25 protein-coding genes are annotated in these 24,891 nt (G+C 65.3%); 10 read left to right on the forward strand and 15 right to left on the reverse strand.

The window, feature by feature from the left end; translation table 11 throughout:
* Positions 1 to 100 precede the first annotated feature (100 nt).
* From AC51GR_RS11260 to AC51GR_RS11280, 5 genes are all read right to left on the reverse strand, one after another.
* A complete protein-coding gene (locus AC51GR_RS11260; protein WP_496324732.1) occupies positions 101 to 1,465 on the reverse strand; it encodes an ammonium transporter in 1,365 nt (454 codons plus the stop codon).
* 191 nt (positions 1,466 to 1,656) lie between these two features.
* Positions 1,657 to 2,670, reverse strand: a complete 1,014-nt coding sequence (locus tag AC51GR_RS11265) for a heme-dependent oxidative N-demethylase family protein (RefSeq protein ID WP_496324733.1) — start codon at positions 2,668 to 2,670, stop codon at positions 1,657 to 1,659.
* Positions 2,667 to 3,644: a PDR/VanB family oxidoreductase gene (locus tag AC51GR_RS11270; RefSeq protein ID WP_496324734.1), complete on the reverse strand. Its 978-nt coding sequence runs from the start codon at positions 3,642 to 3,644 to the stop codon at positions 2,667 to 2,669. The genes AC51GR_RS11265 and AC51GR_RS11270 overlap by 4 nt, the downstream gene beginning before the upstream one ends.
* Positions 3,641 to 4,183 (reverse strand): dimethylamine monooxygenase subunit DmmA family protein, encoded by a 543-nt coding sequence (locus tag AC51GR_RS11275; protein WP_496324735.1) that lies wholly within the window; start codon positions 4,181 to 4,183, stop codon positions 3,641 to 3,643. Before AC51GR_RS11275 ends, AC51GR_RS11270 begins: the two co-directional genes overlap by 4 nt.
* Before the next feature lie 14 nt (positions 4,184 to 4,197).
* Positions 4,198 to 4,584, reverse strand: coding sequence for a cupin domain-containing protein (locus tag AC51GR_RS11280; RefSeq protein ID WP_496324736.1), 387 nt, complete (start codon positions 4,582 to 4,584; stop codon positions 4,198 to 4,200).
* Between the two features lie 285 nt (positions 4,585 to 4,869).
* Here AC51GR_RS11280 and AC51GR_RS11285 point away from each other — a divergent pair, with 285 nt between their 5' ends.
* From AC51GR_RS11285 to AC51GR_RS11310, 6 genes are read left to right on the forward strand one after another with little or no spacing between them, the layout of a single operon-like run.
* Positions 4,870 to 6,060 (forward strand): NAD(P)/FAD-dependent oxidoreductase, encoded by a 1,191-nt coding sequence (locus AC51GR_RS11285; RefSeq protein WP_496324737.1) that lies wholly within the window; start codon positions 4,870 to 4,872, stop codon positions 6,058 to 6,060.
* Between the two features lie 44 nt (positions 6,061 to 6,104).
* On the forward strand, positions 6,105 to 7,460 hold the full coding sequence (gene glnT / locus AC51GR_RS11290) for a type III glutamate--ammonia ligase (RefSeq protein WP_496324738.1): 1,356 nt from the start codon (positions 6,105 to 6,107) through the stop codon (positions 7,458 to 7,460).
* A gap of 31 nt (positions 7,461 to 7,491) precedes the next feature.
* On the forward strand, positions 7,492 to 8,391 hold the full coding sequence (locus AC51GR_RS11295) for a class II glutamine amidotransferase domain-containing protein (RefSeq protein ID WP_496324739.1): 900 nt from the start codon (positions 7,492 to 7,494) through the stop codon (positions 8,389 to 8,391).
* A complete protein-coding gene (locus tag AC51GR_RS11300; RefSeq protein WP_496324740.1) occupies positions 8,376 to 9,098 on the forward strand; it encodes a protein glxC in 723 nt (240 codons plus the stop codon). Before AC51GR_RS11295 ends, AC51GR_RS11300 begins: the two co-directional genes overlap by 16 nt.
* Positions 9,099 to 9,143: 45 nt before the next feature.
* Positions 9,144 to 10,457 carry an FMN-binding glutamate synthase family protein gene (locus tag AC51GR_RS11305; protein ID WP_496324741.1) on the forward strand — a complete coding sequence of 438 codons (1,314 nt, stop codon included), beginning with the start codon at positions 9,144 to 9,146 and terminating at the stop codon, positions 10,455 to 10,457.
* Positions 10,458 to 10,506: 49 nt separating this feature from the next.
* Positions 10,507 to 11,727 (forward strand): allantoate amidohydrolase, encoded by a 1,221-nt coding sequence (locus tag AC51GR_RS11310; RefSeq protein ID WP_496324742.1) that lies wholly within the window; start codon positions 10,507 to 10,509, stop codon positions 11,725 to 11,727.
* An 88-nt stretch (positions 11,728 to 11,815) separates the two neighbouring features.
* On the opposite strand, the gene AC51GR_RS11315 is transcribed toward AC51GR_RS11310, so the two are convergent.
* Together AC51GR_RS11315 and AC51GR_RS11320 are read right to left on the reverse strand one after the other, a co-directional pair.
* A complete protein-coding gene (locus AC51GR_RS11315; RefSeq protein WP_496324743.1) occupies positions 11,816 to 12,181 on the reverse strand; it encodes a TraR/DksA family transcriptional regulator in 366 nt (121 codons plus the stop codon).
* Between the two features lie 4 nt (positions 12,182 to 12,185).
* A complete protein-coding gene (locus tag AC51GR_RS11320; protein ID WP_496325051.1) occupies positions 12,186 to 13,016 on the reverse strand; it encodes an LLM class F420-dependent oxidoreductase in 831 nt (276 codons plus the stop codon).
* Between the two features lie 69 nt (positions 13,017 to 13,085).
* On the opposite strand from AC51GR_RS11320, the gene AC51GR_RS11325 reads away from it, so the two are divergent.
* Positions 13,086 to 14,273 carry an alpha/beta fold hydrolase gene (locus AC51GR_RS11325; protein WP_496324744.1) on the forward strand — a complete coding sequence of 396 codons (1,188 nt, stop codon included), beginning with the start codon at positions 13,086 to 13,088 and terminating at the stop codon, positions 14,271 to 14,273.
* A gap of 46 nt (positions 14,274 to 14,319) precedes the next feature.
* On the opposite strand, the gene AC51GR_RS11330 is transcribed toward AC51GR_RS11325, so the two are convergent.
* Positions 14,320 to 14,922 carry a TetR/AcrR family transcriptional regulator gene (locus tag AC51GR_RS11330; RefSeq protein WP_496324745.1) on the reverse strand — a complete coding sequence of 201 codons (603 nt, stop codon included), beginning with the start codon at positions 14,920 to 14,922 and terminating at the stop codon, positions 14,320 to 14,322.
* A 74-nt stretch (positions 14,923 to 14,996) separates the two neighbouring features.
* Between AC51GR_RS11330 and AC51GR_RS11335 the strand changes: the two genes are divergently transcribed.
* On the forward strand, positions 14,997 to 15,422 hold the full coding sequence (locus tag AC51GR_RS11335) for a VOC family protein (RefSeq protein ID WP_496324746.1): 426 nt from the start codon (positions 14,997 to 14,999) through the stop codon (positions 15,420 to 15,422).
* Positions 15,423 to 15,517: 95 nt separating this feature from the next.
* Here AC51GR_RS11335 and AC51GR_RS11340 read toward each other — a convergent pair whose 3' ends face one another.
* Positions 15,518 to 16,987, reverse strand: coding sequence for an MDR family MFS transporter (locus AC51GR_RS11340; RefSeq protein WP_496324747.1), 1,470 nt, complete (start codon positions 16,985 to 16,987; stop codon positions 15,518 to 15,520).
* Between the two features lie 99 nt (positions 16,988 to 17,086).
* Here AC51GR_RS11340 and AC51GR_RS11345 point away from each other — a divergent pair, with 99 nt between their 5' ends.
* Positions 17,087 to 17,722 (forward strand): TetR family transcriptional regulator, encoded by a 636-nt coding sequence (locus tag AC51GR_RS11345; protein WP_496324748.1) that lies wholly within the window; start codon positions 17,087 to 17,089, stop codon positions 17,720 to 17,722.
* Between the two features lie 90 nt (positions 17,723 to 17,812).
* Here the strand turns inward: AC51GR_RS11345 and AC51GR_RS11350 are convergent, their stop codons facing one another.
* From AC51GR_RS11350 to AC51GR_RS11370, 5 genes are all read right to left on the reverse strand, one after another.
* The gene (locus tag AC51GR_RS11350; RefSeq protein ID WP_496324749.1) at positions 17,813 to 19,042 is read right to left on the reverse strand and encodes an MFS transporter; all 1,230 of its coding nucleotides are present in this window, start codon (positions 19,040 to 19,042) and stop codon (positions 17,813 to 17,815) included.
* Between the two features lie 156 nt (positions 19,043 to 19,198).
* The gene (locus AC51GR_RS11355; protein WP_496324750.1) at positions 19,199 to 20,629 is read right to left on the reverse strand and encodes an FAD-dependent oxidoreductase; all 1,431 of its coding nucleotides are present in this window, start codon (positions 20,627 to 20,629) and stop codon (positions 19,199 to 19,201) included.
* Complete coding sequence (locus AC51GR_RS11360) at positions 20,626 to 21,411, reverse strand: SDR family NAD(P)-dependent oxidoreductase (protein WP_496324751.1); 786 nt, start codon at positions 21,409 to 21,411, stop codon at positions 20,626 to 20,628. Before AC51GR_RS11360 ends, AC51GR_RS11355 begins: the two co-directional genes overlap by 4 nt.
* Positions 21,404 to 22,249 carry an SDR family NAD(P)-dependent oxidoreductase gene (locus tag AC51GR_RS11365; RefSeq protein ID WP_496324752.1) on the reverse strand — a complete coding sequence of 282 codons (846 nt, stop codon included), beginning with the start codon at positions 22,247 to 22,249 and terminating at the stop codon, positions 21,404 to 21,406. Before AC51GR_RS11365 ends, AC51GR_RS11360 begins: the two co-directional genes overlap by 8 nt.
* A gap of 76 nt (positions 22,250 to 22,325) precedes the next feature.
* Positions 22,326 to 22,793, reverse strand: coding sequence for a nuclear transport factor 2 family protein (locus AC51GR_RS11370; protein WP_496324753.1), 468 nt, complete (start codon positions 22,791 to 22,793; stop codon positions 22,326 to 22,328).
* A gap of 129 nt (positions 22,794 to 22,922) precedes the next feature.
* Here AC51GR_RS11370 and AC51GR_RS11375 point away from each other — a divergent pair, with 129 nt between their 5' ends.
* A complete protein-coding gene (locus AC51GR_RS11375) occupies positions 22,923 to 23,651 on the forward strand; it encodes an IclR family transcriptional regulator (RefSeq protein ID WP_496324754.1) in 729 nt (242 codons plus the stop codon).
* 31 nt (positions 23,652 to 23,682) lie between these two features.
* Here the strand turns inward: AC51GR_RS11375 and AC51GR_RS11380 are convergent, their stop codons facing one another.
* Entirely contained in the window at positions 23,683 to 24,867 is a 1,185-nt protein-coding gene (locus tag AC51GR_RS11380; RefSeq protein ID WP_496324755.1) for a homogentisate 1,2-dioxygenase, read from the reverse strand.
* Positions 24,868 to 24,891 lie beyond the last annotated feature (24 nt).

Consider the following 24,891-nt stretch of genomic DNA (forward strand, 5'->3'; position numbering starts at 1 on the left):
AGCCGACAGCGTTTCCTGGAATGAAACCTTTCCCGCGTGTCTTCCCACAAACAAACCCCCTTTCGACCGGTCGCCGAAAGGGGGTTTGATCGATCATTCGTCAGGTGGCCGTCGGAGTTGCCTTCTCTTCCGAAGCGGCCTCCGTCATCGCCTCTGCAGCGACAACGGCATCGACTTCTTTCACCGGCGCCGCGCTCAACGGGGCGTTCTCCATCACGTACGCCGACTCACCGTGGACAGAGACGTCGAGCCCCTCTGCCTCGGAATCCTCGTGGACACGCAGACCCATGGTCTTGTCCAGCGCCTTGGCGAGCAGCCAGGTGACCACGAAGCAGTACACAACCACCGCGAGCACCGCGACCGCCTGCCGCCAGAGCAGGTCCAGGCCGCCACCGTAGAACAAACCGGTGACGCCGTTGGGGGCGTCGGGGTCGGCGATCAGGCCGACCATGAGGGTCCCGAGTATGCCGCCCACCATGTGGATTCCGACGACATCGAGCGAATCGTCGTATCCCAGACGGTATTTGATCGAGACCGCGAGGCAGCAGGCTGCACCGGCCACGGCGCCGACCAGCAGCGCACCCATGGGCGACACGGCGCCACAGGCCGGGGTGATGCCGACCAGTGCCGCGATCAGACCCGAACTGGCGCCCAGCGAGGTGGCGCGTCCTTCGCGCAGCTTCTCCACCGCCAGCCAGGCGCAGATGCCGGCCGCGGCGGCGGCGACGGTGTTGAGGACAACAACCGATGCGCTGTTACCGGCGGCCAGCGCCGAACCACCGTTGAACCCGAACCACCCGAAGAACAGGATGCCGGCACCGAGCATGGTCAGCGGCAGGCTGTGGGGGCGAGGAGCTGCCGGGAACACCTTTCGTTTGCCAAGGACCAGTACCAATGCCAGCGCGGCGACACCGGCGTTGATGTGTACCGCGGTTCCGCCGGCGAAGTCGATCGCCATCAGGTCGTTGGCGATCCAGCCGCCGATGACCGATCCGTCAGCCGAATCGAAGGCGAACACCCAGTGGGCCACCGGGAAGTAGACCAGCGCGGCCCAGAATCCGGCGAATACCATCCAGGCACCGAACTTCATCCGGTCGGCCACCGCACCGGAGATCAGCGCCACGGTGATGGCGGCGAACAACAACTGGAACGCGGCGACGAGAGCCGGAGGCAGTCCCGGTGTTTCGGGTTCGGCCAGCAGTGACTGCAGGCCGAACGCCTCGAACGGGTCGCCGAGGATCCCGGCGTCCCCGAGCGAGTTGCCCAGGACCGCCGAATAACCGAACAGCACCCACAGGATGCCGACCACGGCGAACGCGCCAAAGGTCATCATCGCCATGTTCAACGTGTTCTTCGCACTGACCATCCCGCCGTAGAACATGGCCAGGCCGGGAACCATCAGGCTGACGGCGGCAAAAGCCGCCAGCATCCACGCGGTATCGGCAGCCGCGATCGCTTCATCCATATGTTTTCACCTCAAAAGTTTCATCCTCGGCGCCGGCGCCGCAGGGAACGATGTCTACCGCTGGTGGACCACTGCAAGTGGACCACTGTTGTGTTGCGCTCCCGCAACCAGCTGTTGCAGTCGTGTAACGGCGCAATCTGAACAACTGTCATGGAAACCGTTGTGACACAGCATATTTTTGATCGTGAAAGTCAGGGAACGACACCCCCGTATGCACTGAGCCACCGCATCCCCGCACCGCGGGTTCGGGACACGCCCTTGTAGTCGGCCATATCGGACGGCAGGTCGTCGAGCACCCGATACAGACGATCAGCCCACTCCGGGATCGTTGCGATCGCCCGGAACGGCAACAGATACGTCCGGATCAGGAACATGACCGCGTTGCTCTGCGGCAGCCGGATCAGATGCTGTACCTCGGTCCGCAGGAACAACCGCTCCCCCACGTCTTCCAGGGGACCGTCGGCCAAAGTCCTTCGATCCCTGCCCCATTCCGGATAGGTCTCGGTGGATGTGTCGAGTTTGCCGTCGACCGTGAGCGTCCAGTTCGTCCGCCGATAACTCTGCGCCGGTTGGAGTCGTTTGATGAACTCGTGCGCGCGGGTGGCGATCTTCTCCGTATGCAGACGTGGCACCGGACCATGGATCTGCAGAAAGCTCATCCCGACGTCGAAGCCGAATGACCAGTCCGCGGCAAAGGTGACGACTCCGGCGTCGGCCCACATCTGTTCTTCCCGTTGGTCGAGCAGCACCACGTCTTCCTGGACCTGTCCGCAGATATATGGCAGTGGTGGTGCGGGCAAACCGGCCGGGTCACCGAAGACGAAGGTGTCGTCGATGTCGAGAAGTCTGTTGCGCCAGCGGTACGAGGGCTTGTCACCGGCATTGAGCCGCTCGAGCGTCATGTGGTCGGGATAGCTACCGGCGAGCTCGTGCATGACGGTCAGCATCGCGTCCCAGGCGGCCGGAACCATGTGCGGGAGGCATTGCGCGCGAGAGGGATCCGCTGCGAGGATCCGCGCCCGCTCGGCCAGTTCGCGACGGTGGTGTCCGTCGATGACGATCCGCGCCTGACCCCAGCCACCGGCCACGGTCTCCTTCCGTCCCGCCGCCGGTTCCACGTTTGTGCTGTACCGGTACTGGTCTCGGGGGAAAGGAAACGGATAATTCGCGACGTCATCGCGGGTGAAGGTTCCGGTGGTCGTCATCGGAGGTCCAACTCCAGGTGGTCACCGAGCGCACGCGAAACGCAGGGCATCATCGCATCGCCTGCAGCGCGCTCGTCGTCGGTCAGATACGAGTCGCGGTGATCGATGGTGCCGGAGCGCACCGGCACCCGGCATTCACCGCACACCCCTTGGCGGCACAGATTGGGGACCGCCACACCACGTTCGATCAACGCCTCGAGCAGCGAGACTTCGGATCCGACCGGGACGAGTCCGCCGGTCCGGCGCAGCCGTGCGGCAAAGGGGTCCCCACCGACCTCGACGTCGACCATGAACTGTTCGGAATGCACTCGCGCAGCCGGCCAACCGGCGACGAGCGCTGCGGCCGCGACATCGTCGATCATCAAACCCGGTCCACAGGTGTAGACGTGCGTACCCAGGGGCGAGTTGAACAGTTTGGGCCCCAGGCGATCCCAGAAGGCACCCGCGGTGTGGACGACAGTCAATCGATCACCACACAGACTCCACATCTCGTCGGCGAGAGCCCCCGATCCGGGCCGGTGGGCATAGATCACCTCGAACGAGCGGTTCCACGCCACCGCCGCCCGGACGTGGGACAGGATCGGTGTCACGCCGATCCCGCCGGCGATCAGCAGGTGATGGCGCGCTGTCGCGATCGGCGCAAAGGCACTGCGCGGTTGCGAGATGACAACACGGTCCCCGACGTCCAGGCCGTGCAGCCACACCGAACCGCCTCGTCCGGAGTCGTCGCGGCGCACGCAGATCGAGTATTCGGCGGGATCGACCGCCGGACCGGTCAAGGAATATGAGTTGCGCGCACCGGGTCGCCACTGCACGCCGATGTGGGACCCTGGCGAGAACGACGGCAGCGCATCACCATTGGCGTCGGCGAAAGCGAGCTCGCGGATACCGTCACACAGCACCCGTGCCCCGGCAACCACGACGCGGAGACCACCGACAGCGACATCGGGGCAGGGGGTGGCCGGTACGGTCATCTCGCATTGTCCTCTCCGGCGAGTTCTTCGCAATCCGGCCGGAAGCCCAGATACGCCGCATGCCGGCGCGAGAAGTGGTGGTAGACGACCAACTCGACACCGCAGCCGGAGCAAACCATCGTTTCATCGATGCCGGTGGTGGTCGGGGTGATGGTGTGGCAGTGGGAACAGAAGACGTCACGTTCGATGGCCGCGAATCCGTCCGTCCCGCCGAGGTGGACGACCTCGATCTCGGCTTCGATTGCGCCGGCCGCGACGATCAGCGCCCGCAGTCGCATCACCGCGGCGCCGGTGCCGACAACCACGAACCGCCAGCCGACCCGAGCGGCGCCGAGTACGTCGGCCATCGACGCACCGGGATCCGCCGAACCACCCGCATCGACGATCGACGTGCGGTCCGGCAGCACAGCGACATGGTCCGCGATGTGCGCCAACGCATCCGGTCCGGCAGCGACGATTACATGATGCGCGGCGTGCCCGTCGAACTCGACGTCGGGCAGGGCCTGCGCCGACCAGCGCGGCACGCTGGTCGAGGCCATCGACACCGCCATCGTCACGGCGCGAACGAACGGTGGCCGACGAAGAACGCCAACGCCCGGTCGGGAGTGGTGAATCTGATCCGCGAACCCTTGGGGAAGAAGATGGCGTCCTTCGGTCCGGCATGCTCCACCTGCCCGGTGTCGAGATTTTCGAGTCGGAACGTCCCTTCGAGCACCACCTTCATCTCGTCGTAGGCGTAGTGGTAATCGAGCGGTGCATCGGTGTTCCTGAGTTCGAAGTAGCCGGCCGACATCTCCGATCCTTCCGGGTTGGCATAGACGTCGTCGATGAATCCTTCGGTCCCCGGATACTCGCCGGTCGGCATCTGGGGCAGGTCTTTCCAGAACTCAGAGGTCACCCGGAACGGGGCGAGGTCCTTGCCGGAATCTGTGGTGGTCATGTGGTCCTCCCGGTTCAACACGGTCCGATTGAGCGCATGAAACTGTAGATATTGAGAGGAAACCACCTCCTCGATTGCGGCAGTGTTAATTTGCCGACGCCCCCGACCTCGGACGGCCGCGGTGCGCTCGATCTTCGCGGGCCCGTCAGCAACTTTCGTCACGCCGGCTTGATCATTCCGAAACAAATCTGTCACATCGGGTCTGTTTCCTGACATACAACGCCGAGTCATACTGAGAAACACAATCAAAAGAACCTTCACCGGTTACCCACCAGGAAGTCGACTGTGACAGAAACTGCGAAGTATGTGATCGTGGGCGGCGGACTCGAAGGACTCGCCATCGCCTGGTCCCTCGCCAACCGCGGCGAAACCGACGTGCTCGTCCTCGAACGTGACACCCTGTGCTCGGGGATGACCGGCAAGTCCAGCGGCGTCGTCCGCTGCCACTACGGCACCCCCTCCCTGGCGGCGATGTCGTGGTACAGCGTCGACATCTTCACCCGCGCAACCGAACTCTTCGGCGACGACATGGCCTTCCGCCAGTGTGGGTACGTTGTCGGCGTCGGCGAGAACAACCTCGTGCCGCTCAAGGCAAACGTGGCGATGATGCAGGGATTGGGCATCGACGTCGACTTCATCGGGCACGACACCATGGCCGACCTCTGGCCCGGCCTGCACCTCGATGACTTCGCCGCATTCGCCTACGAACCACTCGGCGGACGAGGTGAGGCGTACATGGCCGGCATGGCATTCGGCACCAGTGCCCGCAAGCTCGGCGTCACGGTACGACAGTCGACCCGGGTCACCAGACTTCTGCAGAACACTGCGGGGACCGTCTACGGCGTGACCCTGGCCGGCGGCGACGAAATCCATGCCGAGCAGGTGATCGTCGCCGCCGGGCCGTGGACTCCGGAACTCGCGGCCACCGCCGGCGTCGACGTCGATGTGAAGGCCCAACGCGCGCAGCTGGTTCTGGTCGACCAGGGTGTCCCCACCCCCGATGTCCCGGTGTTGTCCGACCTGGCCGGACTCCAGTACATCTGCCGGGAACCCAACGGCGAACTACTGGTGGGCAACTCCGACCACCAGGCACCGCAGTACATCGACCCCGACAACTACGTGAACCGCGCCGATGAGAGCACCGTCGAGAAGACGATCATGAAGCTCGAGCGCCGGCTGCCGGACATGCCTGATCCCCGGATCACGAGCTCGTATGTGGGCGCGTATGACGTGACACCCGACTACAACCCCATCATCGGACCGTCTCCGGCCGACGGACTCTTCCTGGCGACCGGCTTCTCCGGTCACGGATTCAAGATCTCCCCCGCCGTCGGCGAACTCGTCGCCGACCTCATCACCACCGGTACCACCACGTTGCCGAACGTGGACCCGCACGACTTCCGGTACGCCCGTTTCGCAGAGAACGACCTGCTACTGAGCCTGAACCCCTACGAAGGTGCAGGTGAGATGCGATGACCACGACCTCCATTCCATCGAAAGTCCCCCACCAGGAGCCTGCCATGGCCATAGACGCCGCCGAAGCCTTCACCCCCACGGTTCCCGCTGCCGAATCGACCTTGTCCGAGCTGGTCCACGCCACCGGCACCACTTTCGTCCTGGCGCTGTTCGTGACCCTGTCCGGAAAGCCCTGTGCCAAACTCGTTCCCGCGCAGGCCATCCGCCAGCTCGAGCAGGACGGTGTCGGCTTCGCCGGCTACGCGGCCGGGATGATGGGTCAGGAGCCCAAAGATCCTGACCTGGTCGCGATGCCCGACGCGTCGTCGTTCACCCCGATCCCCTTCGTGCAGCCGGGTTTGGCTCTCGTACATTGCGATCCGCACGTCGAGGGCAGGCCGTGGCCGTACGCCCCGCGCATCATCCTCAAGGAGACACTGCGTCAGGCTGCCGACCTCGGTTTCAGCGTCAATATCGGCGCCGAGATCGAGTACTTCCTTGTCAACAAGGGCGAGTCGGGCGAGCTGACCACCGCCGACACGTCGGATTCCAGTCGCCGGCCGTGTTACGACGCCCGCGACGTGACCCGCATGTACGACCATCTCACCGAGATCTCCGGCGCCATGAACTTGCTCGGGTGGGGCAATTACGCCAACGACCACGAGGACGCCAACGGTCAGTTCGAGCAGAACTTCGACTACGCGGACGCCATGGTGACCGCAGACCGGGTCATCACCGCCCGCTATCTGCTCTCGGTGATCGCCGAAAAGCGAGGTATGCAGGCAACATTCATGCCGAAGCCGTTCACCGACCGCACCGGGTCCGGGATGCACATGCATCTGTCGCTGTGGAACGCCGACGGCGCGGTCTTTCCCGATGCCACCGACGACAAGGGCCTGGGACTGTCGTCCACCGCCTACTCGTTCATCGCCGGCATCCTCGAGCACGCCTGTGCGCTACAGGCCGTCATCGCACCGACTGTCAACTCGTACAAGCGAACCGGTGCGACCACGACCACCAGCGGCGCCACCTGGTCACCCCGGTACGCCACCTACGGCGGTAACGACCGCACGCACTATCTTCGCGTGCCCGACCACAATCGCGTCGAACTCCGCGGGGGCGACGGCAGCGCCAATCCCTACCTGGCCGCGGCCGGGGCCATCGCAGCCGGACTCGACGGCGTCCGCCGCAATCTCGATCCCGGCGCACCGGGCAGCGGTGACAGCCCGAGTGAGATGCTGCCGATGACATTGCTCCATGCGATGGATGCACTCGAGGCAGACGACGTCCTCACCGCCGCCCTCGACGTCGCGGGCCCCGGTGTCAGCGAGTACTTCGCACAGCGCAAACGCGAAGAGTTCTTCGCCTGGCACAACACGGTTTCCGCCTGGGAGATCGATGAGTACCTCACAGCTTTCTGACCATCACCCACTTTGAGAACAGGAGTTTCACATGTGTGGAATCGTGGGTTTGCACCTTCGTGACCGGGCACTGTATCCCCAACTGGGCACACTGCTGACCGGCATGCTCGATGCGATGTGCGACCGCGGACCCGACTCGGCCGGCATGTCCATCTACGGCGACCCGACCTGGTCACCCGAGGGTCACGCGACCGTCTCGCTGCTCGAGAATCCCGTGTCGGCAACCGAACTCGCCGCGGCGCTGACCGCAGCGATGGGCGTGGAGGCGACGGTCATCGACCTCGACCCCACCACCGTCGTCCATGCGCCGGTGCCGTCGGACGAACTCGTTGCCGCCGCCCGCGCCGTGGCGCCGACCGCCCGGATCATCGGCTTCGGCAACGAGGTCACCGTCCTCAAGGGCATGGGTAACCCCACCGCACTGGCCCATCGATTCGGACTGCCTGATGCGTCGGGATGGCAGGGCGTCGCCCATACCCGGATGGCCACCGAATCCGCGGTGACCGCGGCCGGTTCGCACCCGTTCTCGGTCGGCCCGGACCAGTGTCTGGTCCACAACGGTTCGTTCTCCAACCACATGTCGATCAAGCACGATCTCGAGCGTCACGGCGTTGTCTTCGACAGCGAGAACGACACCGAGGTCGGTGCCCGATACGTGGCCGAACAGCTGGCCGAGGGTGTCGACCTGGAGAAGGCGTTGTTGATGCTCAACGAGAGGTTCGACGGTTTCTACACACTGCTCGTGTCGAACAGTGATTCCTTTGCCGTTGTCCGCGACGCGATCTCCTGCAAGCCCGCCGTCATCGCCGAAACCGACCGGTGGGTGGCCATGGCCTCCGAATACCGCGCTCTGGCAGGACTGCCCGGCGTCGAATCCGCCCGCATTTTCGAACCCGAACCAGAACAGGTGTACGTATGGCAGCGTCAGTGACCGACACCCCGACCCCTGTCGATGAGACCGAGGTCGCAGTCTTCGACCTGCTCTCGAGCACGGTCCGTGCGGTCAACGAGACCCTGCAGTCGCCGCAGGCCCCGAAGCGGTCCGTCGTCACCTCACCGCAGGGTGCACATGCCCTGGCGTGCGGGCTCGACAATGACATCGACGTCACCATCGACGGCCATGTCGGCTACTACTGCGCCGGGATGAACCAGCAGGCTCGCGTCACGATCAACGGCAACGCCGGAGTCGGTCTCGCCGAGAACATGATGTCCGGGACCGTTCGGGTCCATGGAGATGCGTCGCAGTCGGCCGGCGCCACGGCCCATGGCGGCCTGTTGGTCATCGACGGCAATGCCGCGGCCCGCTGCGGTATCTCGATGAAGGGTGTCGACATCGTGGTCGGCGGCAACATCGGCCACATGAGCGCCTTCATGGGACAGGCCGGGCGACTGGTGGTCTGTGGGGACGCCGGTGAGGCCCTGGGCGATTCGCTCTACGAGGCCCGGATCTACGTCCGCGGCACCGTCGCCTCACTGGGTGCCGACTGCATCAAGAAGGAGATGCGCGACGAGCACCTCGCCGAACTCGCCGAACTGCTCGGTGCCGCCGGGATCGATGCCGACCCAGCTGATTTCACCCGCTACGGCTCGGCACGCCGACTCTACAACTTCCACGTCGACAACGCGTCCGCGTACTGACGGCACCCGCGCGTATAGACACCTCGACGTTCTAGGAGCGACTTCATGACCCACAACCCGTCCCTGCGCGAATCGGCAACCTTCGATCGCGGTGTGATCTCCGAGATCCAGCGAGCCGCAGAAACCGGCATCTACGACATCCGCGGATGGGGTGCCAAGCGCAAGCTCCCCCACTTCGATGATCTGCTGTTCCTCGGCGCATCGATGTCCCGCTACCCGCTCGAGGGCTACCGCGAGAAGTGCGACACCGACGTGGTTCTCGGCGACACCCACGCCAAGTTCCCACTGCACCTCGACATCCCGATCACGATCGCCGGAATGAGCTTCGGCGCGCTGTCAGGCCAGGCGAAAGAGGCACTCGGCCGCGGCGCCAGCGAGGTCGGGACCTCGACGACCACCGGTGACGGCGGCATGACGCCCGAAGAGCGCGGCCAGTCCAAGAATCTCGTCTACCAGTACCTTCCGTCGCGGTACGGCATGAATCCCGACGACCTTCGCAAGGCCGACGCGATCGAGATCGTCCTGGGCCAGGGCGCCAAGCCCGGCGGCGGCGGAATGCTGCTCGGACAGAAGATCACCGAACGCGTCGCCGGGATGCGGACCCTGCCCATGGGTGTCGACCAGCGCAGCGCCTGCCGCCATCCGGACTGGACCGGGCCGGACGACCTCGCGATCAAGATCATCGAACTCCGCGAGATCACCAACTGGGAAAAGCCGATCTACATCAAGGTCGGCGCGACCCGCACTTATTACGACGTCAAACTGGCGGTCAAGGCCGGCGCGGACGTGGTGGTCGTCGACGGTATGCAGGGCGGCACCGCCGCCACCCAGGACGTGTTCATCGAACACGTCGGCATCCCGACCCTCGCCGCCATCCCCCAAGCGGTCCAGGCGTTGCAGGAGATGGACGTGCACCGGAAGGTGCAACTCATCGTCTCCGGCGGGATCCGCAGCGGCGCGGATGTCGCCAAGGCGATGGCACTGGGCGCCGATGCGGTGGCCATCGGCACCGCGGCACTGATTGCACTGGGCGACAACAGTCCTCGCTACGCCGAGCAGTACCGCGCACTGGGTTCCGAGGCCGGGTTCTACGACGACTTCCAGGCCGGCCGCGACCCGGCGGGCATCACCACCCAGGACCCCGAACTGTCGGCGAACCTCGACCCGGTCGAGGGTGGGCGCCGGCTGGCCAACTATCTGCGGGTGCTCACCATGGAGGCCCAGACACTGGCCCGGGCCTGCGGCAAGTCGCATCTGCGCAACCTCGAACCGGAGGATCTGGTGGCCCTGACCGTCGAGGCCTCGGCGATGGCCCGGGTTCCGCTGGCCGGCACCACTTGGATCCCGGGTAGGTACTGACCGTGGTGCACCCGCCGGACAACTACTCCGAAATGATTGGGACACATAGATGAAAGCCTTCGACACCCTGTGGGCGTCGATACTCGATGTCGGTCGCGCAACCACCGGCGGCTACCGGCGGTTCGCCTGGAACGACGCCGACATGACGTTGCGGGAGTGGTTCACCACCGAGGCATCGGCCCGTGGCATGTCCACCGAGGAGGACCGCAACGGAAATCTCTGGGCATGGTGGTTGCCGGAAGGATGGGTCGGCGACCCCCGCGACGCCTTTGTCACCGGTTCTCACCTGGATTCGGTACCCGACGGCGGTGCCTACGACGGCCCACTGGGTGTGGTCTCGGCGTTCGCGGCCATCGACATCGTCCGCGCCCGGGGCATCACGCCCACGAAACCGATTGCCGTCACCGCATTCTCGGACGAGGAGGGTGCGCGCTTCGGTGTCGCCTGCGTCGGATCTCAGCTCAGCACCGGCGCGCTGACCCCCGAACGCGCATTGACACTGCGTGATGCCCAAGGAATCACGCTCGCCGAAGCGCTCACGTCGTCGGGGCGCAATCCGGCACATCTGGGTGCCGACCCCACCCTGGTCGAGCGTGTCGGGGTGTACGTCGAACTGCACGTCGAGCAGGGACGCGGACTCGACCTGGTCGATCAGCCGATCGCTGTCGCGTCGTCGATCTGGCCGCACGGTCGCTGGCTGTTCGATTTCACCGGTGAGGCCAACCATGCCGGGGCCACCCGCCTCGTCGATCGTCGCGATCCGATGCTCGCCTTCGCCTCGTCGGTGCACACCGCTCGCGAGGCCGCCGCAGTGCACGACGCGGTCGCCACCTTCGGCAAGGTGCGCGTATTACCCAACGGCGCCAACGCGATCCCCTCTGAGGTGATGGCCTGGCTCGACGCCCGTGCCGCCGATGAACACACCTTGACCGCGCTGGTCGAGGCGATCTCCGCGCAGGCCCGCGCCCACGCCGAGCGCGACGGCATCGGCCTGGACATCGTCGCCGAGTCGGTCTCCCCGATCGTCGAGTTCCCCGACGACATCCGCCGTCGGCTGCAGACCGCGCTCGGTCACCTCGGCGACATCCCGGTACTACCGACCGCCGCGGGCCACGATGCCGGGGTGCTGTCGGCGAAGGTCCCGACGGCGATGCTGTTCGTGCGCAATCCCACCGGCGTCTCCCACTCCCCGCACGAGTTCGCCGAGGCAGCCGACTGTCACCGCGGCGCGCAGGCACTCGCCGACGTGATGGCCGACTACGTGGCCTGATCCGTCAAACGAGCCGGTAATACGAGGACGAGCCACAAATTTGTGGCTCGTCCTCGTATTTCTGGCTCGTTTGCGACGTAGGGCCATCTCACCATTGGCGCGATTGGTCCCTCGACGTCGCGCAGTTGATACACAGGCGGGTCGCCGGAAGCACCTCGAGCCTGGCTGCCCCGATCTGCGCGCCACACCGTTCGCACAGACCGTATGTGCCCTGCGCGATCCGTTCGAGGGCGGTGTCGATTTCGGCGACCCTGATCTCGGACCGCTCGATCTGCGCGACGAGTTGTCCTCGTTCGAACGCCAGTGTCGAGCCCTCCGGATCATGCTCGTCGTCAGCGGTTCCCTCCGCAGCCGCATCGACGACCGAAGCGAGCCTCGCCGACATCTGGGTGATCAGGTCGGTTGTCTCGGACCGCGCGGTCTCGAGCGCGCGGCGCGCCGCATCAGCGTCCATCGGATCAGCGATAGCGTTCGGCCACAGCGGCCAACTCGTCGAGCCGGCGCAGCGTCTCATCCTGCGGAGCTGTCTTCAACAGGAACGTCACCCGCTGCACGTCCGCACGGGCGTAGCCGTCGAGCTCGTCGGTCGACGACCCCGCCGCGAAGATCGTGAACGGGATGTCGCCTCGGCCGGCGTCGGCCAGCAACCCACGCACCCGAATGATCTCGTCGGCGCTGGTGTGGGCGCGAGGAAGCCAGGCGTCGCCGTATTTGATCAGGCGAGCCAGCGCAGCCGGGCTCTCACCACCGATGTAGATGGGCGGATGCGGCGATTGGACCGGTTTGGGCCAGGAGTAGATCGGATCGAAGTCGACATGTTCCCCGTGAAACTCGGCCTCATCCTGCGTCCAGATGGCCTTCAGCGCGGCGAGCTGCTCATCGATCAGCGCACCCCGGGTCCGCGGGTCGGTTCCATGGTTCCGCATCTCTTCCCGATTCCATCCGACGCCGACGCCGAACGCGACCCGGCCCCGGGAGAGCAGATCAAGTGTGGCAACCTCTTTCGCGGTGTGGATCAGGTCGCGTTGCGGAAGCAGAGCAATGCCGGTCCCCAGCAGCAGCCGCGTGGTGACGCCCGCCGCAGCGGTCAGCGCCAGGAACGGATCCAGCGTTCGGTAGTACACCCGCGGCAGGTCACCGCCACCAGGGTACGGCGACTGCCTGCTCACCGGGATATGCGAGTGTTCCGCCAGGAACAACGAATCGAACCCACGCTCTTCGAGGGCACTGCCCAGCGCATCGGGACGGATGCCTTCATCGGTGACAAATGTCGAGATTCCGAACTCCATGTATTCCATGGAATCACATACCTGCCCGCCACCCGATCAGAGTGTGAAAACGTCGCTACGCTGGGGAGGATGACACCAGGTCTCGGCGGGCCACATCATCCGGTCACCGACTGGAGCGATGAACGGCGCAAAGAAGCTCTGCGATCAACCCGACTGGGCCACAACCGGATTGAACTGTCCGGCGTACGTCGCTTCGCGATGTGGTGCGGCTACGTGGTGTTGGCCGTGATGATCCTGTGTTCGCAGTACTGGGTTCGCGATGTCGCGCCGGAACGTCAGCGCCTGGCACAGACACAGCCGCAGATCCACTTCATCTATGACGCGGCCGATCCGGCGAACCAGGACACCGCGGTCGTCGACATGGTCGGCCTGGGCAACCTCGACGCCAGGACCACCGCTCGCTCGCTGCCGGCGCTGGCCGATCTCGGACAGGTGTGGGCGGTGCAGTACGACAACGAAGGTCTCGACACCGCCGTGATCAGCCGGATCGTCACCGCCTACGCGCAGTCGATGGGCATCTACAAGGTCGTACTGGTCGGGCACAGCATGGGTGGCATCATCGCGATCGAGGTCGGCGAGCACATCGTCCATGACACCGAGGTCACGCTGGTCGCGCTCATCCTCGACTGCACACCGGTGAATCTGCACGCGGTGCGACCGAGCAGCCGCGACGCCGGCGAAGATCTCCTGCGTTGGATGGGCTGGCTTCCCGGCGCCAGGGAAAGCCGCGGCCTGCGCCTGGCCGTCGAGACGGCGGCCCGCAAAGACCAGTACCTGCTGACGGACTCCGAGCCCCACCCGCTGCTCGACCCCTTGGCCCTGGGCGCAACCATCCGCGACGTGCTCAGAACCAAGATCTTCAACACCGATGCCGCCAGCAACGGGCTGATCCAGTCCCAGTTCCTTGCCATCGCAGCTTCGGGCGCCTCGGACGACCTTGCCGCGATCGACAAGGAGGCCGGTGATCGTCCGTTGCCGGCGATCATCTTCCTGCGTCCGGACTTCGGCACCGACGATCCCGTCGTCGACGTCGACTACTCCCAGAAAGTCCTCTTCGACGTGACCGGCGGACCTTCGGGCAGATTGTTCGTGGTGCGTATGCCCAGTTCCGGTCATGCCAACCCGAAGCAGCAACCGGAGGCCTACAACGCCGTGATCACCGAAGAGGTCGTCCCCCACCTGAGACAGCTCGAGGAAGAGGCCAACAGCACCGCGGCCGCAGGTGCGGCGATCCGGGCCGACGACGGCGGCCGCTGACCGCTGGGACAAGGTCACCGAACACCTGGTGGCGGTGCAGGTCAGGTCATTCGGACAGGACCGCACCGAGAAGGCGGTCGAGGGCCCGGTGGGCCTGCTCTCGTGAGTCCGACGAGCCCGGCCGGCCATCACCTTCTTCGGCCTTGTCGACCAGCCACAACGCAGCCTCGTTCATCGCCCCGCTGAGTTGTGCCGTCGTCGCCTCGACGAGTCCGGGTTCCACGCCGGCAGATGCGAGTGCCTCGTTCAGGTGCGCGGCGGAATGATTCGCATCGAGCTCACGCCATCTGGCCCAGCCGATCACGGCCGGCGCGTCCACCAGCAGCACCTGCGCGGTCCCGCCGGCCGTGATCGCGTCGAGAAACGCATGACAACCGGCCCTGAGCTGGTCCGCCGGACCGTCACCGGCGGCCTCTGCCGCAGAAACGACCGCATCGGCAACGCTCGCCTGCAACCGGGCCGCCACCTGCTGGAACAGGCCGAGCTTGTTCGCATAGTGGTGGTACACAGCGCCTCTGGTCACACCGGCCGCAGCGGCCACATCATCGAGCGAGACGCCGCCGAAGCCCCGTTCCGAGAAGAGCGCGGTGCCGGTGTCGAGGATGGTCGCGGCTGTGGCGGCGGCCGCGGCCGCGGAGGCACGAGGCATCGAAAGGCCTTCCTTTACGTACGTTGTGTATGTATGGTCGATATACCTACACATCGTACGTAAAGGATCACGTCATGTCCCTCACCAGCCTCTACCCCGTCCTGATGACCGACGACGTCAGCGCGACCGCGGGCTTCTACCGCGACACCCTCGGACTGGAGACCACCTTCACCAGCGACTGGTATGTCAGTTTCCGCCGCGACGGTTTCGAACTGGCGATCCTCGACCGCAACCACGAGACCGTCCCCGCGGCGTTCCGCCGTGCACCCTCGGGTGGGATCCTCGTCAACGTCGAGGTTCCCGATGCCGCCGACTGGTATACCGAACTCGTTGAGCGGCGCGGACTTCCGGTCGTGCAATCGCTGCGCGACGAGGACTTCGGTCAGCGCCATTTCATCATCGAAGCACCGGACGGCGTCCTCCTCGACGTGATCTCACCGATCGCACCGAGCCGGGAATTCGCCGACGCGTACGCCCAAGGCCCCTCTGTCACAAGCTGATCCGAGCCGGCTGGGCCAGATGGTCCCGGGCTGCCCCCTCGGGCAGCGAGACGGTCTTCGCCGTCGAACCTCGGCGGCAACCCCCCTACTGCGCCCTAACTCTCGGTCACTTCGGCGATGGCCGGTTTGTCGGCCGATCGCACCAGTGTCGCGGCGAGCACGAGGACGACCGAGATGACGCCACCGACAACAAATGCCAGGTGCGTTCCGTCGGCATTCGCGATGATCGCGGAGTTGCCGTCGTCTTCCGACGCCGTGATACCCCGCGTCATCAGGGTGATGAACAGGGCGGTGCCGGCAGCGCCGGCCACCTGTTGGATCGTGCTGACCGTCGCACTGCCGTGTGAATACAGTTCGCGCGGCAGCGAACCCAGGGCCGACGTCATCAACGGGGTGAGGGCAAACGCGATGCCGGCACTGAGGATCACGTGGGCGATGATGACCGTGTAGAGCTCGGAATCGGCATCGAGCATCGCCAGCAACCACGTGCCGGCGCTCATGGCGATCGTGCCGGGCAGCACCAGAGGCCGTGCACCCCAACGATCGAAGAGCGCACCGACGGCCGGCCCCAGCAGGCCCATCACCAGGCCACCGGGAAGCAGGACCAAACCTGTTGTCAGGACGCTCTTGTCGAGAACGTTCTGCAGATACAGCGGCAGCAGGATCAGCGCGCCGAACAGGGTGAGCATCAGCCCGCCCATCAGCAACGTCGCGAGCCGGAACTGGACGATCTTGAAGGTCCGCAGATCCAGCAACGCCCGGCCGCGCTCGACCAGCTTCATCTGCCGGACCACGAACAGCCCCAGCGAGACCACACCGATCACCAGTGGGATCCACGGCGGCACCGGGGTATGCCCGGTGGATGACTCACCGATACTGCTCAGGCCGTACACGATTCCGCCGAAGCCCAGGGCCGAGAGCGGGATCGAGATGACGTCGAGGTGCGACGGATGCCGCTCGGCCACGTCGCGTACGAGGATGCCGCCCGAGATCAGCACTGCAACCGCCACCGGCAAGACGATCCAGAACAGCGCGCGCCAGCTGAGCGATTCGAGGATCAGACCGGACACGGTGGGCCCGATGGCAGGCGCCACCGAGATCACCACGGACACCAGTCCCATCACGCGGCCGCGGGAATGCTCCGGCACCACATTGAGGATGGTGGTCATCAGCAACGGGATCATCAGCGCAGTGCCCACGGCCTGGATCACCCGGGCCATCATCAGCACCTCGAAACCCGGTGCCACCGCGGCCAGGAGCGTGCCGATGGTGAACGACGACATCGCTGCGACGTAGACCCAGCGGATGCTGAACCGCTGCAGGATGAACCCCGTGGTGGGGATCAGGATCGCCATCGTCAGCAGGAAGCCGCTGGTCAGCCACTGCGCGGTGGCCGCGGTGATGTCGAGATCGGTCATCAGCGTCGGCAGTGCGACACCGAGGATGGTCTCGTTGAGGATCACCACGAATGCGGCGATGAGCAGCAACGAGATCAGAAGGACACTGCCTGCCGGACTTCCGCCCCGCTCATCGGCTCTGACGCTGACATTCACACTCTCGGTCACGATCACATCCACTCGGGTAGCCGCCGGAAGAACTTTCGCAGCATATAGTCAAGTGTCAGTGACTGCCACTTTGGCATCAGGTGACGTATGGTCGAGGTCATGTCCATCTCTTCTCCGGGCGGCACGATCGACCTGCGGACCCGGCGTCGCAACGAAACCAGGGGCGAGATCCAGCGGGCCGCGCTCGACCTGTTCGAGCAGCACGGTTTCGACGAGACGACGGTGGATGAGATCGCGCGCGTCGCCGGCATCTCGCCCCGAACCTTTTTTCGCTACTTCTCGACAAAAGAGGACTGCATCCTCGGTGACACCCACGGTTTCGACGTCGCACTCCAGACCTGCATCGAAGCGGCCGAGGCCACCGACAAATCCCTGTCCACCCTGACACTGGCCGACATCGAAGAGGCCTTCCGCGGCGCCATCACAGGTTTTCGGCACGAGCAGAGTGAAGTCGCCGCGACCTCCCTGCGCATCCGGAAGCTGGTCTGCGCCAGCCCGACGCTGAGCAATGCATCCATCGGCCGATGCGCCGAGAACACCCGGCGCCGGCTGGCACGACTGGATCAGCAATGCCCGGCCACCACCCGTTCACGTCTCCGGATGATCCTCGAGATCGCGCAGTTGTGCGTGCAATGCGCGTTCGACGAGTGGGTCAACGCCTGCGAACCGGGTCAACCCGACGCCGACCTGCTGACGATCTACGACGCGGTCTGCGCTCGGGTACGCAATCTCTGATCCGCCACGACCTTCGGCCCGGACAAACAAAACCGGCCGCCCGCATACGTACATGCGAACGGCCGGTTTGTTGTCCGGTGGATCGAAGGGTCAGTCGCGCAGGGCAACCTTTTCCGCGTCGTCGACTTCGTCCTCGGATTTGGCCGACTTGACGAAGATCAGCATGACCACCGCGATGGCCATACACACCGCGGGGAACAGCAGCCCGAAGGTGACGTCATCGGCCTTGGAGGTCTTGCCGATGATGTACGGACCGAAGAACCCACCGGCGGCGGCGATGCAGTTGACGACGGCCAGGCCGACCGCGGTCTGCGCCCGCGGCAGAGCTTCGGTGGCCAGCGCCCAGAAGGGGCCGAGGTAACCGAAGACACCGACGGCCAGCAGTACCAGACCGAACATCGCCACGTTGGCGTGGTCACGGGTCGCCATGGTGATGACCAGTCCGGCGACTGCCACGACCAAGGTCCCCATCACGACGACCTTACGGTTCCCCATCAGATCGGAGTAGCGGGCGATGAGGAGCATCGCGATGGCACCGAAAATGTACGGGATCGAGCCGTGGAGACCAATATTGGTGGCGGAGTAGTCCGGGTTGAGCTGCTTGACGATCTGCGGGAGGAAGAACGTCATCCCGTACAGGCCAACGGCATACAGCAGGTTGATGACCGCGAGGTAGAGAACCTTCGGGTTCTTGATCACCGTGAGATCGATGTGTACCGACTCATCGTCCTCGGCGTTGTAGTCCTTGCTGATCTCGCCTTCGAGCCACTTCGCCTCGTCCTTTTTCAGCCATTTCGCCTTACTCGGACTGTCGGCGAGGAAGAACAGCACCCAGATTCCGAGCAATACCGGCGGAAAACCCTGCAGAAGGAAGATCCAACGCCACGACGACAACCCGAACCACTCGACGTGGTCGAGAATCCATCCGGCCGAGAGCGATCCGAGGATCAGGGCGATCGGCTGCGCCAGCGACATCCGGGCGATGCCGCGACCGCGGTCCTGGTTACGGAACCAGAAGGTCAAGTAAAGAAGCAGTCCGGGGAAGAGCCCGGCCTCGGCGATACCGAGCATGATGCGGGCAATGTAGAGCTGAGCGGTGTTCTGCACGAACCCGGTCGCCATGGTGACGATGCCCCACGAGATGGCGATGCGGGCCAGCCAGATCCGCGCACCCACCTTCTTCATGATGATGTTGCTGGGGATCTCCAGGACCACATACGCAACGAAGAAGATCGCCGCGACGGTGCCGTAGGTGGCCAGGCTGATACCCAGGTCCTCCGACATCGACAGCTGCGCGTAGCTGATGTTGGACCGGTCCATGTAGTTGAACATGTAGAGAAGAACGCGATCGGCAGAATTGATCGCGACACCTTGGAGAGAACCGCGGATTGGTCGACCGCGGAGGTGTTGATACTCATGACGTCTCCTTGAAGTGGCGCCTTGTGAAAGTCGATTGTGGATACCGGTGACCGGCGGTCATCGGGCGGCCGATGCCGCGGATTGGCCGGCGAGCCGGCCCATGGTCAGTGCGTTCGCGACGGCATTGCCGCCACCGACGTAGCGGCTGCCGAGGATTCCGCCACCGGCTTCGCCGGCTGCGAACAGGCCATCGATCGGATTGCCTTGGGTGTCGAGAACCGCTGCCCGGACGTCGATCTCGAGACCCGCGTGGGTACAGACCAACTCGGCGGGCACGAGCCGGGTGGCGTAATACGGCGCCTCCGCAATCGGGGTGACCCCACCGGTGACACCCTTGGCCGCCAGCGACCGATCGCGTTCGAAGTCGACGTCGGTCCCGTTCGGGAGCTGCTCGTTCCATCGGGAGACGGTGGCCTGCAACGCATCCGCCGGCACGTTGACCTTGGCGGCCAATTCGGCCAGGGTCTGGGCCTTCAGAACGGATCCCCCGCGCACGTGATCCTCCACGAGCTCCGGCGTCCAGTCGATGTAGCCGGGCGGAAGGGTGCGTCGGGCATCCTCGTCGAAGACCATCCACACCGGCTGCCCGTAGCGGTCGATCTGGGTGTCGATCAGACCACCGGACACGGCGTAGGAGGCATCCTCGTCCATGAACCGGTGTCCGGCACCGTTGATGTGCAGGCGTGACCGGGGCGGGAATCCCGCCTGCCAGTGGTGGTAACCGACGAACTCTGCGGTCGGCAGCAACAGTCCCCAGCCATCACCGGCGATGGAGGCCGACACCTGTTCGGCGTATCCGATGTGATCGCCGCGCGAACCGGGTGCGGCCACGACGAACAGGGAGTCACCGGCGCGGTTGGCGTGCGGGAACCATCGATCGACGAGCGCCTTGTTCTGCGAGAGGCCACCCGATGCGACGACCACGGCGCCGGCCTCGAGTTCGACACCGTCGACGACGACACCGGTCACCCGGCCGTCGGTGGACAGGAGTTGCTCGACGCGGGTGTGCATGACGGCGTCGATCTTGTGGGCCTTGCGGGCCTTGTCGAGGACCTGCACCAGGCCGTAACCCTGGTCTTTGGGGACGTGGGCACGCCAGACGTCTTCGACACCCGCGCGGGTCAGACCCGGTGTGTGGGCGTTACCGGAGATCTGGGCGGGCACCTCGACGCCCAGGTGCAGCATCCACTCGAGCGTGGGTCCGGCGAGCTCGCAAAAGCGCCTGACCAGACCGGGTTTGAGGAGCCACTGGTTCAGGTCCATGTAGTGCTGGAAGAACCGTTCGACGGTGTCTTCGATCCCGAGCTCTTTCTGGACACTGGTCTGTGCGGCCGTGAACATCCCGGCCGACAGCTGCGTGGATCCACCGAGCTCACCTTCGGACTCGAAGAGGATCACCGAGGCACCGCGTTCGGCAGCCGAGACCGCGGCGGCCAGACCGGCACCGCCGCCGCCGATCACCACGACGTCGTAGTCGTGTCCACTCATGACAGTTCTCCATCCATCTCTTCGAGGATCCGGTGGTACGTCCCGTTGGAGACGAGCCCCCCGTCGACCGTCATCTCGGCACCGGTCATGTACGACGACCCGTCACCGAGGAGGAATTGCACGACGCTGGTGATCTCCGACGGCTGCGCCATCCGACCGGCGGGGACACTGGCCACCGCACTGGTGACGAATGAATCGGCACCGGCGAGCAACGGGGTTTCCACCAGTCCGGGGTGAACCGAGTTCACTCGGATGCCCCATGCTGCCAGCTCACCTGCAGCCGACTTGGTCAGCCCCCGAAGACCCCATTTCGAGGTCGAGTAGGACGGTGAGAAGTAGCCGATCTGTCCCGAGATGGACGAGATGTTGACGATTGAGCCGCCGCCGGAATCACGCATCAGCGGGGCCGCTGCCGCAATGCCGTAGAAGGGGCCGTCGAGGTTGATCGCCATCACCATCCGCCAGGTCTCGACGGTGGTGTCCATGAACCGGCGGCGCCGGGAGATGCCGGCGTTGTTGACCAGTCCGTGAAGGGCTCCGCACGATGTGCTGATCTCGCCGATCACCCGAGCCCAATCGGCCGGATCGGTGACGTCGAGGCGATGACCGGTGGCCGAGCCCCCGGCTGCGACCATCTCGTCGACGATCGGAGCGGTGTCGACGATGTCGCCGACCGCCACATGCCAGCCGTCGGCGGCCAGGGTCCGGGCGTGGCCGGCGCCCATCCCACCGGCAGCACCGGTGATCAGGACGACCTTGTGGCCCTGGGTCGGGTCAGACATGACGGGATCCGCCGTCGACGGCCAGGATGTGACCGGTCACGTAGCGGGCGCTGTCCGAGAGCAGGAACAGCATCGGGCCGACGACCTCTTCCGGCGAGGCGATGCGGTGCAGCGGGATGATGTCCAGGGTCCGGGCCAGAGCGGGTGCATCGTCCTGGACCCACCGGGTCATCTCGGTGTCGATGAATCCCGGCGCGATCGCGTTGACGCGAATACCCAGGTCACCGAACTCGACGGCCAGACATTCGGTCAGGTGCGCGACGGCGGCCTTGGCGGAGCAGTAGGCGGCCCGACCACGACGGACCCGGACCGCGGCAACCGATGCCATGTTCAGGATCGCGCCGCCGGGCGCCATCACCGACGCGGCGGCCTGCGCCCCGTAGAGGACGCCCTCGACGTTGATCGACAGCGATGCCTGCATCTGTGACGGCGGGATGTCCGCGGCCGGGGCCTCGGGGAAGATGCCGGCATTGTTGATCCACAGGTCGACGGCGCCGAACTCCCCGACTGCCTTCTGGGCCAGTGCGCGCTGTGCTTCGGGATCGCGGACGTCCACCGTCGCCGCCAGGACGCGGCCGGCGTTCTCGACATCGGCGACCTCTGTGTTGAGGTCATCGGCGGTACGAGCCATCTGCTCGCCGTTGATGTCGGCGCCGACCACGTTGACCCCGCGCCGGGCCAGTGCGGCTGCGAAACGTGCGCCCATGCCCTGGGCCGCACCGGTCACCACGGCGACCTTGCCTGCCAGATCCGGATGGCTGACAACCATCGGGGTCGCCTGCACCCGACCGGGATGTGGGTTCTCGGGGTTGCCGGCGTCGGAAGTGGTCGAAGTCATCGGGTTTTCTTCTCTCTCTTGCGGATTGAACTAAAGACAGGTTTTCGCCGGGGTCGCGGTGCGTGACCCGGGTGGCCTAGTCGTCGCGGAGCACCTGGCGGTGCGCCACCAGCCACCGGCCGGACGATGCCCGGACCCACTGGTCGACGGTGGTGGTCAGGCGCAAGAGCGTGCTGACCTGACCTTTCGGCGTGGCCACGATCTGCAGATAGGCATGCCCCACGAGGTGATCGGCATCGGCGCCGGGCATGAGGTCGACGTTGGTGATCACGTGCCGGCTGACCACACCGTCGGCAATGCCCTGCTCGGCGAAACGTCGGGCAAAGGCCTCGAGCTGCATCCGTCCCTGCACCGGAGCCGGGTAGGACGGCGATTCGAAGATCCCGTCAGCGGTGAACGTAGACGCCCAGCCGCTCGCGTCACCGGAGTCGATCAGGCGTGCCTGACGTGCATAAGCGCGAACCACCTGCGGATATACGTCGTCAAGACCGTCCTGCGACGACAACTCGCTCGTGTTGCCATCTGCGGAAGAGTGTGCGGACACTGGCCAACTCTCTGTATGCGTGCGATAATCGAACGCGGTGATCAATAACCGAACGCGAGGTTATGCAGGTCACAATGTCTACGTCAAGTCTGGTGGCGCGCAGCGTCGGAGAAAGGTCGGTACGAACACATGACAACCACGGATTCGCACCCCGACGATCAGGTGGCGGCGGGCGGCCCCGAACTCGACTCCGGGATGTCGAAGACGCTGCATGCGGGCCTGAGTGCGCTGGCAGCGGTCTGCGCGTCGGCAGACGGATTGACGGTCACACAGGTCGCCGAGGGCATCGGGGTGCATCGCACGGTTGCCCATCGGATGATGCGCACGCTCGAAGCGCATCGGATGGTCCGGCGCGACGATTCGTCCAAGCGGTTCTTCCCCGGGGCCGGGCTGGTGCCGCTCGCCGAACCGGTCGAGCGGGACCTGCGCGCCCTGGCGGTGCCGGTTCTACAGGAACTCGCTGACCGCACCGGCGCCACCGCACACCTGGCGATGCAGGAAGGTCCCGACCACGTGCGGGCGATCTTTGTCGTCGAGCCGCGTCACGCGCCGATGCACATCGCCTTTCGGGCCGGCCACCTCGGACCCATCGACCGCGGCTCTGCCGGACTGGCGCTACTCGCGGCCGGTCCACCTCGCGAGGAAGAGCGGCCCGACGTCACCAGCGCGCGCGAGCGCGGATACGCGGTGAGTTTCTCCGAGGTGATCTCCTCGGTCTACGGCATCTCTGCCGTTGTGCCGGCACGACGAAGAACCCCGATGAGTATCGGGGTATCGGTGTTCGAGACCGCTCAGGCCGAACGAGCAGCGCCCGCCGTCCTCGAGAGTGCCACCGAGCTGGCGCGCGCGTTGAGCTGAACCACGCGCGCCGCCCGGGGAGGATGTGGTGCTACCGGCCGCGGCCGGCCCAGCTCCACGCGTAGGTGTCGTCCTCGACGGCAAGGCCGCCTTCACCCAGATCGAGAGGGGCGAAGGTGTCGACCATGACCGCGAGCTCCTCGAAAACCTCCGCGCCCAAGGAGGCCTCGGTCGCTGATGGCTGAGGACCGTGGGCATGCCCGCCCGGATGCAGTGAGATCGAGCCGAAGCCGATGTTCGTACCCTTGCGCGCCTCGTAGTCTCCGGCGACGTAGAACATCACCTCATCGGAGTCGACGTTCGAGTGGTAGTAGGGCACCGGGATCGCCAACGGGTGGTAATCGACCTTGCGCGGCACGAAGTTACAGATGACGAAGTTGTGCCCCTCGAAGACCTGGTGGACCGGCGGTGGCTGGTGAACCCGGCCGGTGATCGGTTCGAAGTCCTCGATGTTGAACGTGTAGGGGTAGAGGCAACCATCCCAGCCGACGACGTCGAAGGGATGCGTGTCATAGGTCATGACCGTGCCCAGGATCCGGCCTCCGGCACGGTGTTTCACGTGCACCTCGACATCGCGACCCTCGGCCAGCAGCGGTTCACACGGGACCACGAGATCACGTTCACAGAAGGGCGCGTGTTCGAGGAACTGACCATATTTGGACAGGTAGCGCGCCGGGGGTGTGATGTGTGAATTGGCTTCGACCGCATACAGAGCCGACGACTCCGCCGGCAACCACCGGTGCGTGGTCGCCCTGGGGACGATGACGTAATCCCCTGCGCGATAAGGAAGTGTGCCGAAGACCGTCTCGATCACACCGCTGCCCCGCTCGACGTAGACGCATTCGTCGCCGATCGAGTTGCGGTAGTAGACAGACGCTTCGGTCCCGGTCACGACGTAGGCGATCCGCACATCACTGTTGCCCAGGACCAACCGTCGTCCGGTGACCGCATCAGCGGTGGCACCATCGGCGAACAGTGCGTGCAGCCGGAGGTGGCGGGGTTTGAGGGGGTGGTTCGGGATCAGCTGCTGGTCGGTCCACTCCCAGACCCGGGAATCGACGATCGCGGCGGGAACGCCCCGGTGGTACAGCAATGATGAGTCGGAGGAGAATCCTTCCTCACCCATCAGCTCTTCTCGATAGAGGGTCCCGTCGGGCTGACGATGCTGCGTGTGGCGTTTGCGGGGCATATCGCCCACTGCCTGATAGAAGGCCACGATCGGCTGCTCCTTTGGTTGGAT

The sequence above is a fragment of the Williamsia sp. z71 genome, from assembly GCF_059553375.1.